Origin of the sequence: Brevibacterium sp. UCMA 11754 (assembly GCF_021532275.1) — a bacterium.
In the GTDB taxonomy this organism is placed as follows: Bacteria; Actinomycetota; Actinomycetes; order Actinomycetales; family Brevibacteriaceae; genus Brevibacterium.
The window spans coordinates 38,656-54,384 of sequence record NZ_JACBOT010000010.1 but is presented as its reverse complement, the minus strand read 5'-3'; the positions used below and the strand labels follow the sequence as shown (position 1 = coordinate 54,384).

14 protein-coding genes are annotated in these 15,729 nt (G+C 63.3%); 13 read left to right on the top strand and 1 reads right to left on the bottom strand.

Annotated elements, in window-relative coordinates:
• Positions 1-11 precede the first annotated feature (11 nt).
• On the bottom strand, positions 12-833 hold the full coding sequence (locus HX613_RS05835; protein ID WP_235344467.1) for an HAD-IIA family hydrolase: 822 nt from the start codon (positions 831-833) through the stop codon (positions 12-14).
• Between the two features lie 137 nt (positions 834-970).
• Here HX613_RS05835 and HX613_RS05830 point away from each other — a divergent pair, with 137 nt between their 5' ends.
• The 13 genes from HX613_RS05830 to HX613_RS05770 all read left to right on the top strand — a co-directional run bounded on the left by HX613_RS05830 (position 971) and on the right by HX613_RS05770 (position 15,728).
• Positions 971-1,282: an ArsR/SmtB family transcription factor gene (locus HX613_RS05830; protein WP_235344466.1), complete on the top strand. Its 312-nt coding sequence runs from the start codon at positions 971-973 to the stop codon at positions 1,280-1,282.
• A gap of 23 nt (positions 1,283-1,305) precedes the next feature.
• Positions 1,306-1,791 (top strand): SRPBCC family protein, encoded by a 486-nt coding sequence (locus HX613_RS05825; protein WP_235344465.1) that lies wholly within the window; start codon positions 1,306-1,308, stop codon positions 1,789-1,791.
• Between the two features lie 168 nt (positions 1,792-1,959).
• Positions 1,960-2,481: a MaoC family dehydratase gene (locus HX613_RS05820; protein WP_235344464.1), complete on the top strand. Its 522-nt coding sequence runs from the start codon at positions 1,960-1,962 to the stop codon at positions 2,479-2,481.
• A gap of 8 nt (positions 2,482-2,489) precedes the next feature.
• Positions 2,490-3,293 (top strand): HpcH/HpaI aldolase/citrate lyase family protein, encoded by an 804-nt coding sequence (locus tag HX613_RS05815; protein WP_235344553.1) that lies wholly within the window; start codon positions 2,490-2,492, stop codon positions 3,291-3,293.
• A gap of 22 nt (positions 3,294-3,315) precedes the next feature.
• Positions 3,316-3,981 (top strand): peptide deformylase, encoded by a 666-nt coding sequence (locus tag HX613_RS05810; RefSeq protein ID WP_235344463.1) that lies wholly within the window; start codon positions 3,316-3,318, stop codon positions 3,979-3,981.
• 11 nt (positions 3,982-3,992) lie between these two features.
• Complete coding sequence (locus tag HX613_RS05805) at positions 3,993-5,093, top strand: hypothetical protein (RefSeq protein ID WP_235344462.1); 1,101 nt, start codon at positions 3,993-3,995, stop codon at positions 5,091-5,093.
• Between the two features lie 27 nt (positions 5,094-5,120).
• On the top strand, positions 5,121-5,651 hold the full coding sequence (gene msrA / locus HX613_RS05800; RefSeq protein ID WP_235344461.1) for a peptide-methionine (S)-S-oxide reductase MsrA: 531 nt from the start codon (positions 5,121-5,123) through the stop codon (positions 5,649-5,651).
• Positions 5,652-6,506 carry a nitroreductase family protein gene (locus tag HX613_RS05795; protein ID WP_235344460.1) on the top strand — a complete coding sequence of 285 codons (855 nt, stop codon included), beginning with the start codon at positions 5,652-5,654 and terminating at the stop codon, positions 6,504-6,506.
• Positions 6,503-7,834: an MFS transporter gene (locus HX613_RS05790; protein WP_235344459.1), complete on the top strand. Its 1,332-nt coding sequence runs from the start codon at positions 6,503-6,505 to the stop codon at positions 7,832-7,834. Before HX613_RS05795 ends, HX613_RS05790 begins: the two co-directional genes overlap by 4 nt.
• 131 nt (positions 7,835-7,965) lie before the next feature.
• On the top strand, positions 7,966-11,625 hold the full coding sequence (locus tag HX613_RS05785; RefSeq protein WP_235344458.1) for an efflux RND transporter permease subunit: 3,660 nt from the start codon (positions 7,966-7,968) through the stop codon (positions 11,623-11,625).
• A 25-nt stretch (positions 11,626-11,650) separates the two neighbouring features.
• Positions 11,651-12,412, top strand: coding sequence for a CPBP family intramembrane glutamic endopeptidase (locus HX613_RS05780; RefSeq protein WP_235344457.1), 762 nt, complete (start codon positions 11,651-11,653; stop codon positions 12,410-12,412).
• Between the two features lie 130 nt (positions 12,413-12,542).
• Positions 12,543-15,020 carry a PhoX family protein gene (locus HX613_RS05775; protein WP_235344456.1) on the top strand — a complete coding sequence of 826 codons (2,478 nt, stop codon included), beginning with the start codon at positions 12,543-12,545 and terminating at the stop codon, positions 15,018-15,020.
• 213 nt (positions 15,021-15,233) lie between these two features.
• Complete coding sequence (locus HX613_RS05770) at positions 15,234-15,728, top strand: GNAT family N-acetyltransferase (protein WP_235344455.1); 495 nt, start codon at positions 15,234-15,236, stop codon at positions 15,726-15,728.
• Position 15,729 lies beyond the last annotated feature (1 nt).

Here is a 15,729-nt window from a genome sequence, read left to right as displayed (position 1 = left end):
GCGGAATGGTCTCAGGCGGAGCCGGTGACGTCTGGTCCCAGCGTCCCTCGCTGATCGAGAGGAACGTCGAGGAGATCGTGAACTCCGTTGACGATCTCATTGGGGCGGAATGGGAAACGGCGCACATCCTCGGCGGTGGAGATCCCCGAGAGGACGAGAACCGTATGCATGCCCGCTTCCATGCCCGCGATGATGTCTGTGTCCATCCGGTCGCCGATCATCGCGGTGCTCATCGAGTGAGCGCCGATCTGGTTGAGTGCGGATCTGAACATCATGGGATTGGGTTTGCCCACGACGTAGGGGTCTCGGTTCGTGGCCTTCGTGATCAGCGCGGCGATGGCGCCGGTGGCAGGGAGGACGCCCTCGGGGCTGGGGCCGGTGGCATCGGGGTTGGTCACGATGAAGCGTGAACCGCCGTCGATGAGGCGGATCGCCTTGGTGATCGCCTCGAAGGAATAGGAATGGGTCTCGCCGACGACGACGAAGTCCGGATCCTTCTCGGTCATGATGAACCCGGCCTCGTGGATCGCCGTGGTCAGTCCCGCCTCGCCGACGACGTAGGCGGTGCCGTGCTCGACCTGGTTGGACAGGAAGTCGGCAGTGGCCATCGCGGAGGTCCAGATCTTCGATTCGGGAACGTCGAGGCCGTTCGACCGGAGTCGGGCAGAGAGGTCCCGAGCGGTGTAGATCGAATTGTTCGTCAGCACGAGGTAGGGGATGTCTGCCTGTCGCCACTGTGCGAGGAGCTCGGCCGCGCCAGGTAGCGGATTGTTCTCCCTGACTAGGACACCGTCCATGTCGGTCAACCAGCATTCGATCGAGTCGCGGTCCATGTCTCTCCTGAAGATAGTCGTTGAGCCGATGCCACCAGCCTAGCGGGTCGACGCGTCCGATCCGGTTTCGCAGAAGGCCCTTGACACCGGCGCCCCACGCTGTAGTGTAGTAATTACTTAATTAAGGAGATGCTGAAATGAATCTGAGTTCGCTGTTCGGTGCTTTGGCTGACCCGACTCGGCGGGCGATGATCGACCGCCTGCGAGCAGGGGACCTCAGTGCAGGAGAGTTGGCCGAACCGCTGACCATCAGCAGGTCGGCAGTGTCGCAGCATCTCAAGGTGCTCGAGGATGCTGGGTTGATCACCAGGACCAAGAGCGCACAGACACGGATCGTACATCTCAATACCGACCGACTGACTACCGCCACAGACTGGCTGCTGTCGGCACGCGAGGACTGGGAACAGCGGTTCGACAACCTCGACCAGGTTCTGGCCGAGAAGAAGTGATCGACTCAAGGAGGAGAACCATCATGAATCAGAACAGCATGTCCGCCGACAGCACAGCAGAAACGACTGGGGCGCCGGGCTTCACCATCGTCCGCGACTTCGCAGCACCACGCGAACGGGTCTGGGATGCCTGGACCAGCCCCGATGTCATGGCTCAGTGGATGCATCCGGAAACCCTGGTCACGCCCCGCGAATCGGTTAGTGCCGATCTGCGCGTCGGTGGTCTCTATACGTACACGATGCAGATCGTGGGCACCGACATGGAATTTCCGACTGCCGGCAGATACCTCCACATCGAGCCACCTCGGCGATTGGATTTCACCTGGGGCAGCCCGGGAGACGTCGATGATGCACCCCGGGTGAGCATCGAATTCGATGAGATCGACGAGAATTCCACGCGGATGACGTTCGCGTTGACAGGAATTCCGAATGATTCGGGCTCCGACGCCAGCGCCTACGACGGCTGGAGCTCGGCGTTCAATGTCCTCGAAGGAGAGCTGACCAGCTGAACACGCGACAACTCACAACACCACGATTGTCCACACTGCAATCAGATAGCCCGGGCGACTCATCGTGAGCACCCGGGTTACCTGCTGTTCGGGCCCAGGCGATAAGCTCAAATCACGACAAGTGGTCAGTGACACACGGCGATCAGCAGTGACACAGAGGAGTGACGCATGAGTGAGCAGAAAGTCATCGAACAACGAGGTCTGTGGCTAGACGAGATGGAAGTCGGCGCGATCTACAAGCACGCGCCGGGCCGGACCATCACCGAGGCGGACAACACCTGGTTCACCGCCGTGACCATGAACACGCAGGCCCTTCACCTTGATGCAGCCTTCGCGGCGACCGAGCCCTTCGGACAGCGCCTCGTCAACTCGATGTTCACCCTCTCCACCCTCATCGGCCTGTCGGTCACGCAGCTGACTCAGGGCACGATCGTGGGCAATCTCGGCTTCTCCGAGGTCTCCTTCCCCGCTCCGCTCTTCCACGGCGACACCCTGTATGCGGAGACGACGATCCTCGACAAGCGCAACTCGAAGTCCCGGCCCGGCCAGGGCATCGTGACCTTGGAGCACCGCGGCTACAACCAGGACGGAACCCTCGTCGCCAAGGCCGTGCGCCAGACCATGATGTTCGACTCCAGCCACGCCGACGAAGCAGGCGAGAAGAACACCCAGCCCGAAACCGGAAAGTGAGCACCACCATGGCATTGGACTTCAAACCCGCCTGGCTCTTCGTCCCCGGCGACCGCCCCGACCGCTATACGAAGGCAGCCGAACGCTCCGACATCGTCATCCTCGACCTCGAGGACGCGGTCAACGACGCCGACAAGCCCACCGCACGCGAAGCGATCATCGACTATCCGCTTGATCCGACCCGCACGGTGGTCCGCATCAATGCCCGGGATTCGGAGCACCTCGGCGAGGATCTCGCGATGCTCGCCAAGACCGAGTACACGGCTGTCATGCTGCCGAAGTGTGAGCACGCCTCCGACCTTACGGTCCTCGGTGACTACCAGGTCATCGCACTGATCGAGACGGCCCTGGGCGCCGTCAACGTCGCCGAGATCGCCGCCGCACCCAACGCCTACGCACTCATGTGGGGATCCGAGGACCTCATCGCCGACCTCGGCGGAGGGTCGTCGCGCACTGCCGACGGCGGCTACCGCGATGTTGCCAAACACGTGCGCAATTCGACCCTGCTGGCCGCCAGTGCACACGGAAGATTCGCCCTCGACTCGATCTGGGCGAACATCCCCGACCTCGACGGCCTGGGAGAGGAAGCCGAAGACGCCGTGCAGTCCGGCTTCAGCGGCAAGGTCTCCATCCACCCCAGCCACGTTCCCGTCGTCCGCGATGCGTTCCGCCCAAGTGAGGAGCAGCTGACCTGGGCGAAGGCCGTGCTCGAACTCGGGAAGACCGAGAAGGGCGCGTTCGCCTACGAAGGCAAGATGATCGACGCACCCTTACTCAAACACGCCGAGCTCATCGTCGCCCGGGACGTGTGAGCCGGTCGAAAGGTCCCTGACCATGAATGATGCCGATGCGCTCATCGCCGCCCAAATCCGCTCCGTGCTCGACGCGGCAGAGGCAGGCGGGGGAGTGGCCCCGATCGTCGAGGCCGGCGACCCGATCCTCCGCTCGACCACCCGCCCCTTCGACGGGCAGGTCGATGATGCGGAACTGGCCCAACTCGCTGAGGTGATGCGGGCAACCATGCTCGCCGCCCCAGGTGTGGGATTGGCTGGTCCGCAGGTGGGCATCGGTCTGTCGATGTTCGTGGCCGAAGACCCCGGAAGTCTCGACCCTGAGACCGCCGAGGTGCGGCAGCGGACCCCGATGCCCCTGCGCGTCGTCCTCAATGCCGGCTACACCCCTGCCACCTCCGAGGACGTCGCGTTCTTCGAAGGTTGCCTGTCGATCCCCGGCTACCAAGCGGTCGTCGCCCGTCCCCGTGAGATCGACCTGAGAGGCCAGGACCTCAAGGGCGCGCCCATCGCCGAGGTGGTCTCCGGTTGGTCGGCACGCATCGTCGCCCACGAGACCGATCACCTCGACGGCATCATGTTCCTGGACAAGGCAGAGATGCGATCTCTGTCGACGAACACTTCGGTCGCGAGGTTCTGGAGCCAGCCGTCCACGCAGAAAGCCGCCGCCGAGCTCGGGTTCACCCTGCCCAGCGGCATGCTCATGTGACAATTGCTTCCATGCGTCTTCCCGATATTCCCGAACGCCATCGCCGGCTCACCCGCATCATCGCGGCCGCGGGAACGGGCGCCCTCGCGCTCGTCCGCCGTCGTGACTTCGCCCAAGAACACGAACCGGCAGCCAGGCTTGCAAACGCCATCGCCTCGACCGGTCTGACCTGGCTCTCCGGCACGCTGGCATTCGCCGGACGGATCGGCGACGAGTTCGACCCCGGTGAGCTGTTCGGCGCTTTCGGCGCAGACGCCGGGATACCGGCACGGTATTCGACCGTGAACGAATCTGCCGAGGAGGATGAGGCGGCGAAGGTACAGGCGTTCCTCAACGCCACCACGGCGGCGGCCTCCGGAGTGATCAGCTGGACTCTGTGGAATCCGACTCAGAACATCGCCGATGCCATTGACGCGCGACTGCCTGCCGGACTGGGGCGCGGGCTGGGCGCCGCGGCCAGCGGATCGCTGGTGGCAGTCTGCGCTGCTGTCATCGACAGATTCGAGGTCCAGTCCGATGTCGATGAGATCGATTTCGCACCTGTCGAGGTCGGACTCCCGGACCAAATCCGCGAATGTGTGCATCGTCTGCTGGACCAGCCTCATCCGTTGTCCCAGCGCTCGGCGGAAACCGTCCGCCGGCAGTTCGACTCGGCTCGATTCTTCGTCGACGTCTCCTATCCGCGCAGACACCATCCCGGTGAGAGCCCGATCGTGCTCGATGACCGGCAACTGGCCGAACTGCTCACTGACGTCGATTTCAGCTTCATCGACGTCTATCCGGCGACTGCGGAAGACACCACGATCCCTGCGACACAGACCTATCCTGTCAGCGCGGTCCACAACGGGCTTGAACTCCGTCTCGAGATCAGCGCAGGGTGCCTGCGCCGCATCACCTTCGACGAACCGTTCCCAGCCGAGTCCCTGTTGTTCTCCGAGGATCTTCCCTCCGGCACGGGTCCAGGAACACTCCACCCGAATGGACTCGAGGAGCACTCGGAAGAGGCCGGATACCAGAGCAGAATTGAGATCACAGACGACGAAGATGAAACGGCCCTCGGAACCGTGTGGCCAAACCCTGCTGACCTGACGTTCCGCACCGACCGGGAATAACCTGAGCACAGCATCGTTGTACCGAATATGAGTGAACTTCGTACCTTGACCCTGGGTGCTGGCTGCTTCTGGTGCCTCGACGCCGTCTACCAGCGCACCACAGGAGTCACCTCGGTCATCTCCGGATACACCGGGGGCTACACACCGCACCCGCACTACCGTGAAGTCTGCTCGGGGGCCTCCGGTCACGCCGAAGCGCTGCAGGTCACGTTCGACCCGGACATCGTTCCCGAAAGCGTCATCCTGGGGCTCTTCTTCACCGGACACGATCCCACCAGCCTGAACGCTCAGGGCTACGATGTGGGCACCCAGTACCGGTCTTCCATGTTCTATGCCGACGAGGATGAGAAGGCACGTTTCGAAGCCGCCATCGCCGAGGCACAGGAGCTCTTCGACGCTCCGATCGTCACCACCCTTGAGCCCCTCGGCGTCTTCCATACCGCCGAGGCCGTCCACCAGGACTTCTACACCGAGAACCGGAACAACGGGTACTGCCGTGTCATCATTGATCCGAAGCTGTCCCATGCACGGGAGGCATTTGCGGATTGGGTGAGCTGATTGTCGAAGCACAAGGACTCGAAGAAGAAGTCTGACAGTTCGTCGAAGAAGGCGGCGAAGAAGAAGCAGTCGAGAGTGAACGATACCCGCGGCATCGTATCCAAGGAGCGGGCACGGGCACATTTCCTCGACGGTGAAACCGGCCCCTGGGCGAAGAAGCTGGCAGGCCAGCCAGCCGACTCGGACCAACCGACAGCGAACTCGGAGACAGGCGAAGATGCTGCGCAATCGACAACGGCCCGCCTCGCGAACCGGCGCGGCCCAGACTACTCTGTGCCGAGCTCCATCGACATCGTCGCCGACCCCGTCCTGCACGCGATCTCCACCCGACGTTCGATCTCAAAACTCGACCCGGAGACCCCGAACGACTCTGACTTGCGTGAACTCATCCACGCAGTCTCCTCGGTCGCCGATCACAAGGGGCTCAAGCCCTGGCGGTTCATCATCATCCGCGGTGACGACAGGATCCGCCTCGGTAAGGCCCTCGACGAAGCGGGAGGAGTGCACAGGAAATCCGGTGAGATCAACGAAAAGCCGCTGCGGGCGGAACTCCTCCTGGCACTCGTAGCCGCACCGCGGGACAACCCTAAGGTCCCCGAATGGGAACAGCACGCCACAGCGGCCGGAGCAGGTCACCTGCTCGAACTCGCTCTGTGGCAGGCAGGTTGGGGCGTCATGTGGCGCAGCGGAAACCTCACGAACGAACCGGCAGTGCGCAGACTCCACCGACTCAAGGACAAGGAACTGCTCATGGGTTGGCTCTACATCGGAGCGGTCCCCGAACGCTACCGACAGCGCATGGCGAACAGCACCCGACCACTGCCGGATCCCGAACAATTCCTCGATACCCTGTGACGAACAACGACAACTCGACGAACCACGACAACTCGACGAACCACGACGACGAACAGGCAGAGTCGACTGCCGCCTCGCGCCGACTCCCCAAGGAGATCTACGTCCTCGTCGCGGCGGCCTTCATCGTGGCTCTTGGCTACGGCATCATCGCCCCCGTGCTTCCGCAGTTCGCGGCGAGCTTCAACTTCGGCGTCACCGCCGCCACGATCGTGGTCTCCTCCTTCGCCTTCTTCCGGTTCGTGTTCTCACCGTCCTCCGGGCGCCTCGTCGACGCCTTCGGCGAACGCCGCATCTACATCTCCGGTCTCCTCATCGTCGCCGCCTCCACCGCAGCCGTCGCCTTCGCCCAGAACTACTGGCAGCTGCTGATCTTCCGCGGTCTGGGAGGCATCGGCTCAACGATGTTCACCGTCTCAGCGATGGCCCTGATCATCCGGCTGGCCCCGATCGACGCACGCGCCAAGGCCTCGAGCACCTATGCCACGGCCTTCCTCGTCGGCAACATCGCCGGCCCCGTCCTCGGCGGAGCAATGGCCGGATGGGGCATGCGCATCCCGTTCATCATCTACGCCGTCGGGCTCCTCATCGCAGCCATCGTCGTTCGCATCTTCCTCGCCTCCACTGCCTCAGAGGGCTCCTCGACCAAGCTCGGGCGCGCTCGCCTGGAAGCAACGAAGGACGAGACCCAGATGGAGGTGATGACGTTCAAGCAGGCGTGGGGCGACTCTGCCTACCGCGCCGCCCTGATCTCTGCCTTCGTCCAAGGCTGGTCGGCCATGGGCATCCGTGTGGCCATCTACCCGCTCTTCGCCATCCAAGCGCTCAAGGCCGACACCGCCGTCGCCGGCCTGGCGCTGACGATGTTCGCGATCGGCAATGCCTCCGCGGTCACCGTCGTCGGCAGATACGCAGACACCTATGGACGCAAACCCTTCATCCAATGGGGACTGCTCGTCCTCGGCGTGACCACCTCGGCGCTGGCCTTCACCGACTCGATCTGGTTGTTCTTCGTCCTCTCGGTCATCGCCGGAATCGGCTCAGGGCTGGCCAATCCCGCCCAGCAGGCCACCGTTGCCGATGTCATCGGACGTGATCGCAAGGGCGGTCGCGTCCTGGCGAAGTACCAGATGGCCCTCGACGCGGGAGCAATCCTCGGCCCCATCATCGCCGGTGTCGTCGTCGACCACTTCGACTACTCCTGGGCATTCATGCTCACGGGTGTCCTCGGCATCCTGGCCGCAGCGTACTGGATCACCGGTCGTGAGACTCGGCCGCGGGTGGTGCGTCAAGCGGAGCAGAACGAGCGGATTGAGGACGATCTGAGCTGAGCTCGGCAGTGCCCGGGCGCTCAGGGTCTGCTCACGTGATTTGGATAGTGTGAATCACTAGTATTGGTTCACGGAGCACCACCCCCTGCAGGCGATCCCTGCGCATGCGTCACCGACAAGAGAGTCACCACGTGAGTTTTCTGACCCGTTTGAGCCTGAAGAACCGCGCACTCATTGCGCTCATCTCCGTCGTCGCTATCATCTTCGGCATCATCGGAGCGGGAGCTCTCAAGCAGGAACTGTTCCCCTCCCTCGAGAACCCGCAGGCCACGGTCACCGCCTCGTATGAGGGGGCGACTCCCGAAGCCGTCGAACAAGAGGTCACCGATCCTCTCGAAGGTGCGCTGACGGCCCTGCCTGAGGTTGAGGACATGACCTCGACCTCCTCGGCCGGCAGCTCCTCGATCACCGTGAGCACCGAGTACGGTGAGGACTCCGACGATGTCGTCAAGTCCCTCCAGCGTGCCGTCTCACAGGTTCAGGCCACTCTGCCAGACGGTGTCGAACCCACCGTGAACACGGCCGGAACCGATGACATCCCCGTCCTCGCCCTGTCCGTGACCTCGGACGCGGACGAGGACAAACTCGCTGCCAACCTCAACGACATCGCCGAACCTGAACTGAAGAAGATCGACGGCGTCTCCCAGGTCATGATCGCCGGTGCGAAGACCAAGCAGGTTGAGGTCACCATCCGGCGTGACGACCTCGAGGACGAGGGAGCCAACCTCGACGAGATCGCCGGGATCCTCCAGTCCAACGGAATCCCCACCTCGGCGGGCGAGCTGAAGAGCGATGAGGGCACCGCACCGGTCGAGGTCGGCACCCGCATCCGCTCAGTGGATGCCATCAAGGATCTCGTCATCAGCGGCAAGGACGACCCGATCAAGCTCGCAGACGTCGCCGACGTCACGATCGAGAACCAGCCCGTGGAATCGATCTCGCGCACCAACGGACAGCCTTCGCTGTCGGTGTCGATCATGAAGGAATCCGACGCCAACACCGTTGATGTCTCCGATGCTGTGGCCCAGAAGCTGCCCGATCTTGAGAAGTCGATGGGGGAGAACACGGAGTTCGTCTCCGCCTTCGACCAGGCGCCATTCATCGAGCAGTCGATCCACGATCTGCTCGTCGAAGGCGGATTGGGACTGTTCTTCGCAGTCCTCGTCATCCTCGTGTTCCTGCTCTCGGTGCGCGCCACGATCATCACGGCGATCTCGATTCCGCTCTCGCTGCTCATCGCCATGGTCGGTCTGTGGATGGGCGGTGAGACCCTGAACATGCTGACCCTGGGTGCTCTGACGATCTCCGTCGGACGCGTCGTCGACGATTCGATCGTCGTCATCGAGGCGATCCGACGACGGCACGCCTCAGGTGGTGAGAAGTTCGCGAATATCCTCGCCGCAGTCTCCGAAGTCTCCGGGGCCATCACCGCCTCCACGCTGACGACCGTCGCCGTATTCCTGCCGCTGGCCTTCGTCTCCGGCCAGACCGGAGAGATGTTCCGACCCTTCGCCCTGACAGCCACCATCGCACTCCTCTCGAGTCTGTTCGTGGCGCTGACGATCGTGCCCGTCCTCGCCTACTGGTTCCTGAGGCAGCGTGAGGCGAAGGTCAAACTCACTCGCGCGGAGAAGAAGGAGATCCGCCGTAACCGCAAGGGCATGCTCTCCGAATGGAGAAGCGAGAGCAAAGCCGCGAAGAAAGTGTCGAAGAAACAGGACATCCTCACCGCCGGACGCCATGACGAGCCCGGCACCGAGTCCACGACTGCGAGTGCTGCCGCCACCTCGGCGGGGCCACGCTATGGCGACACCGCGGAAGAAGCGGGCGAGGTCGACGAGCTCGCGGGCATGCACTCTCCGGTGACACGGCTGCAGAAGACCTATATGCCGGTCATCTCGTTCTCCACCAAACACCCGGTCGCGATGATCCTGGTCGCGATCCTCCTCCTTGCTGGTACAGGAGCGATGATTCCGCAGCTGAAGACCGAACTCTTCGGCGACGCCGGTCAGGACAGCCTGCAGGTCTCGCAGACATTCGACCCCGGCACCGACCTCGATGAGGCCTCGAAGCAGGCCGAGCCGGTTGAGAAGATCCTCAAGGACAACAGCGACGTCGAGTCCTATCAGCTCTCAATCGGTGGATCGACCTTCGGATTCACCGACGATGCCTCAACCACTGGCACCTACACGGTGAACTCGAAGGAAGGCGTCTCCGCTCAGTCGATCTCCTCACAGCTGCAGAAGGAATTCGATGGTCTGAAGGATGTCGGACAGGTCGAGGTTCAGAGCCAGAGTTCGATGCCCGGTGCCCAGACCATCGACGTCACCCTCTCTGCCTCGGATGCCGAAGAGCTCGACGATGCGACGAAGGCAGTCACGGACAAGCTCGAAGGCGTCTCCGGCACCCAGTCGGTGACCAGCGACCTCGAAGCCGTCCAGCCTGTCATCGAGGTCAAGGTCGATCATGAGAAGGCCGCGAAGGAGAATCTCACGGAGGCCACCATCGGCCAGTACGTGCAGCGGGCGATGCATGGCCAGAACATCGGTGAGGTCGTCATCGACAACGTGTCGCATTCGGTGCTCCTCTTCGACCGCAACGCCGACACGGTCGACGAACTGCGCGACCTCAAGATCCCTGGCAAGCCGAAGGAGACGGCTCCAGCCGGTGGCGCTGCCGGTGCTGCAGACGGCGGTGCTGGTGCTGCAGGAGCAGCTGACGGTGGTGCCGGTGCTGCGGGCGGGGCCGGAGAGGCCGGAGGAGCAGAAGGCGGCACGGGTGCTGGCGGCGGAGCCGGTGCTGGTGGTGCAGCCGGTGGCGACGCCGGTGCCGCTGGTGACCCCGGCGCCATGGCAGGCGCTCCAGCACCGACATCTGAGCCCCGGTTCATCGATCTCAGTGACGTCGCCGAGGTGAAAGAGGTCAAGACCGCACCGACGATCCGTCACACGGACTCGCAGCGTTCGACCACGGTCTCTGTGACCCCTGCCGGTGACGACCTGGGAACCGTGTCCGCCGATGTGCAGTCAGCACTGAACGAGGTCGACATCCCCGACTCGGTCAGCGTTGACACCGGTGGTGCCACGCAGGAGCAGAACGAAGCGTTCTCCCAGCTGGGCCTGGCCATGCTCGCCGCGATCCTCATCGTGTTCGTCATCATGGTCGCCACGTTCAAGTCGCTGCTGCAGCCGTTGATCCTGCTGGTCTCGATCCCGTTCGCGGCCACCGGATCCATCGCGCTGTCACTGCTGACCGATACTCCGCTAGGCCTGACCTCGATGATCGGTCTGCTCATGCTCATCGGCATCGTGGTCACCAACGCGATCGTTCTCATCGACCTGATCAACCACTTCAGAGCTCGAGGCGTTGATCTGCGAGCGGCGATCGTCCACGGTGCCAGACTGCGTTATCGTCCGATCCTTATGACCGCGGCAGCGACGATCTTCGCGCTTATACCGATGGCCCTGGGACTGACGGGTGGGGGAGTGTTCATCTCGAAGCCGCTGGCGATCGTCGTCATCGGCGGTCTCGTCAGCTCGACCCTGCTCACGCTCATCCTCGTGCCTGTCCTCTACCTCCTCCTCGAAGGAGCGAAGGAACGTCGCGGAGAGAAGAAGCACGTGAAGAACATGGCCCGCGGCCAGGTCCTCGACGTCGCCGAGGCGAGGGCTGCGCAGCGTTCGGATACGACGGATCGTGCTCGCTCAGGCACGCAGACGGAGACCACCGCAGATGCGGGGTCAGTGGCCACCGGCGGTCGCCCCGACACGGACGAGGAACCGAGGCACTGAGTCCTCGCCCACTACAGTGGGATCCATGAGAAACGAGCTCGAACCGCAGGAGAAGAAGCGCCTGTGGTTCGAGCTCGGTCTCGTTGCGGCACTCTCGCTGGGCCAATCGGCGGTCTATGCGATCGTGCGCTTAGCAGACATCACCACCCGCGGTCCGATCAGCGACGCCCAAGCGAAGCTCAACACCTCGATGTCGCCGCGACCCGGATTCGACCTCGTCTACCAGATCCTCGACATCGGGTTCACCCTCGTACCAGTGCTCTTGGCCCTCTACCTGCTGACTCGCGACTCGAATGCCCCGCCCCTGAGCACACGGCTGGGCGTGAACGGCCAGAGGGGGAAAGACCTCGGGCGCGGAACGCTCATCTTCACCATCATCGGCATCGGCACTCTGGCCGTCTACGCGGGCGGCAGGGCACTGGGGATCACTGCCGAGGTCCAGCCGGCCAACCTCGGCGATCATTGGTGGACTATTCCCGTGCTCATTCTGGCCGCGGCGAAGAACGGCATCGTCGAAGAGGTCATCATCTTCGGCTTCGGGGCCGAACGGCTCCAGCGCCTGGGCTGCGGGATGTGGCCGATCATCATCAGTCTGGCAGTCCTCCGTGCCAGCTACCACCTGTACCAGGGCATCGGGCCATTCATCGGCAACGTCGCCATGGGCATCATCTTCGGGTGGTACTTCATGCGCCGAGGCAGGCTGATGCCGCTGGTGTGGGCACATTTCATCATCGACGCCGTGGGCTTCCTGGCACCGGGAATCCTCACCCTCGTCGACATCGGCTGAACGGGTTCACGCGCAGTTCATACAACGGTAGTTCTGGGTCCAACTGACCCTGAAAGTCTCGAACTGATGAGCCCGACTCCGTTTCGCGAGGCAGGGCCGACAGACCCGATCCAAGGAGACAACCGAACCGATGGCACCCCTACGTGAACTTCTGCCCATGGCCGGACACGTCCGAGGCAAGCGCAGCCCCGTCACATGTGCGCTCAAATGCGACAACGCGTGCACCAAGGCGATCTGCAACACCTCGTCCAACAGCTACTTCCGCGACATCGTCGGGGCGCAGCTGTCCCGCAGGGCAGTGCTGGGGGCGTCGGCGGCAGGAGCACTGGCCATCGCAGTCACGACCGGACCGAGTCCGACCACACGTGCAGCCGCGGCCGCAGCAGCAGGCACAGGAAGCAGCCTCGACTTCACCGCGATCGACCCGGTCCAGCACGAGGTCGACAAGTTCATCGTCCCCGAGGGGTACTCGTGGCACCCCGTCGTGCGCTGGGGTGACCCTCTGTTTCCGGACGCTCCGAAGTTCGACCCCGAGAACCAGAGCGTCGAATCGCAGCGACGTCAGTTCGGGTACAACAACGACTTCCTCGAAATCCAGGTCGACGAGAACGGCGACGGCAACCGTGCCCTGCTGTTCGCCAACCAGGAGTACACGAACGACGCGATCATGTACCCCGACAGTATGGACAAGGCCACCCAGCGCGCCATCAGCCGCGATGCACACGGGCTGACTGTTGCGGAACTGGTCCGGACCAATGAGAAGACCCCGTGGAAGGTCGACGTCAACGGCGCCAACAACCGCCGCTTCCTCATCGATACCGAATACGAATTCACTGGGCCGGCAGCCGGCTCCGACCTGCTCCGCACCAGGGACTACCCCAACGGCGACAAGGCTCAGGGAACCCTGGGCAACTGCTCGGGAGGCCTGACTCCGTGGGGCACACTGGTCTCCGGCGAGGAGAACTTCAACTCCTACTTCAAAGCGCAGGGCACCTCGGCGGCCGACAAACGCTACGGTCTGAGCAACGAGGCCTCGGCCAATGGCTGGGAAGAAGACCTGCAGCGCTTCGACACGAACAACTCCGGCTACGCCAACGAAGCCAACCGATTCGGCTGGATCGTCGAAGTCGACCCGCGCGACCCCGAATCGACACCGCTCAAGCACACCAACCTGGGCCGCCTCAAGCACGAGGGCGCCAACATCACGATCGCCGATTCGGGTCAGGCCGTTGCCTACATGGGCGACGATGAGAAGTTCGACTACCTCTACAAGTTCGTGTCCAAGGGCAAGTACATCGAAGGCGACCTGCCCCACAACATGACCCTGCTGACCGAGGGCGATCTGTTCGTAGCGAAGTTCACGGGCAACTCCCCGAAGGGCGAGATCGACGGCAGCGGTGACGTTCCGGCCGACGGCGAGTTCGATGGCAGCGGGCAGTGGCTGCCGCTGATCAAGGACGGCAAGTCGCAGGTCTCGGGAATGGCCATTGAAGAGGTGCTGGTCAACACTCGACTGGCGGCGGACAAGGTCGGTCCGACGAAGATGGACCGTTGTGAGGACGTCGAGCCCAACCCAGTCAACGGAAAGATCTACGTTGCGTGCACAAACAATTCGGATCGTGGCGTTGACGGCAAGGCCGTCGCCGATGAGGCGAACCCGCGCAGCGAGAACCGCGACGGACACATCGTCGAACTGACCGAACGCAACGGTGACCACACCGGCACCGAGTTCGACTGGACTCTGCTGCTGGTGTGCGGTGACCCGAAGCAAGGCGACACGACCTACTTCTCAGGCTTCCCCGAAGACCAGGTCTCACCGATCTCCTGCCCCGACAATGTCACGTTCGACTCGGCAGGCAACCTGTGGATCTCCACGGATGGTGCACCCGATGGCATCGGCTACTGCGACGGTCTGTTCAAGGTCACCATCGAAGGTGAGGAGCGCGGACGCGTCGAGCAGTTCCTCTCCGTCCCGCGTGAAGGTGAAGTCTGCGGACCGCTCGTCCACGACTCCTACAACTCGGCGTTCGTGGCTGTGCAGCACCCAGGTGAGGACGGCGAATGGTCGGATCAGCACTCGCGGTTCCCCGACTATGTCGACACCACAGATGTCGACAAGGGCGTGGCAGCGCTTCCCCGACCGACAGTGGTCCAGGTGATCAAGGGCAGCGGCGAAGAGCCCACCGACCCTCCGACAGAGGACCCAACCGACCCTCCGAACGAGGACCCGAAGGACGCAGACACCGAAGGCAACGAGGACGGCTCGTCCGACGGGTCTGACGGCGACTCGTCCGATGGCGGCGACGGCAGTTCCTCGTCCGAGGGCTCGACGAGCGGCTCCCAGGACGGTGCGAAGGATGCAGCTGCGGCGGCCGGAGCAGCGGGCGCAAGTGATGCCGGGTCGAACGGCGGATCCGGCTCCGGCGGTTCGGGTTCCGGTGGCGGCGGTGACCTGCCGCGGACCGGCAACGACAGCACTCTGCCGCTGCTCGGCGGAGGTGCCGGCCTGCTTGCCGCAGGCGGTGCCATGGCAACGGCCGCGCACATGCGCAAGAAAAAGGCAGCAGAGGGTGCCGAAGACCTCACAGAGGGCTCCGCGGAGGTCTGACTCCGCGGCCACTCCAGCTTAAGTGGACGTTTTGGGCTGACAATTCCGATTGTATTCAGCCCAAAACGTCCACTTAAGCGTGAACCGGTGGCGTAGGGCGATGCAGCTACAGCTATCACCATCCCCTCTTGGGGGCGGATCCCCATTGAGTCACGGTGTGCAGAGGACGTATAGGCGCCTCTTGCTCGCCTCGGAGGGAGATGGTTGGCTGGCATGATGAACGAGGCCGTCACCCTCCGTCCTCTGTGTGTCGGAGACGCCGCCGAGATGGCGGTCGTTCTCTCACATCCTGACCTCTACCGGTACACAGGCGGGCAACCGCCCAGCGAAGCTGACCTCAAGAGGCTCTATGGCATTCAGACTCGCGGTGGGCCTGCCGACCGGACCGAGGTGTGGCTCAATGACATCGTCACGCTCGGGGATGACCAGCAAGCTGTCGGTTTCGTCCAGGCGACCCTCCCGGCCGATCAGCGATCCGCGGAGATCTCCTGGGTGATCGGCCGCCCGTGGCAGGGGCTCGGGTACGCAGGTCGGGCCGCTCTACATCTCACCAACCGCCTTCGCACCCGCGGAGTCGAGCAGGTGATTGCTCACATCCATCCAGATCACGAGGCATCTTCGCGGATCGCCAAGCAGCTTGGCATGAAACCGTCCGAGGTTGTCATCGACGGGGGAGACACTGTGGACCGGGCTCCTCGTATGAAATGAG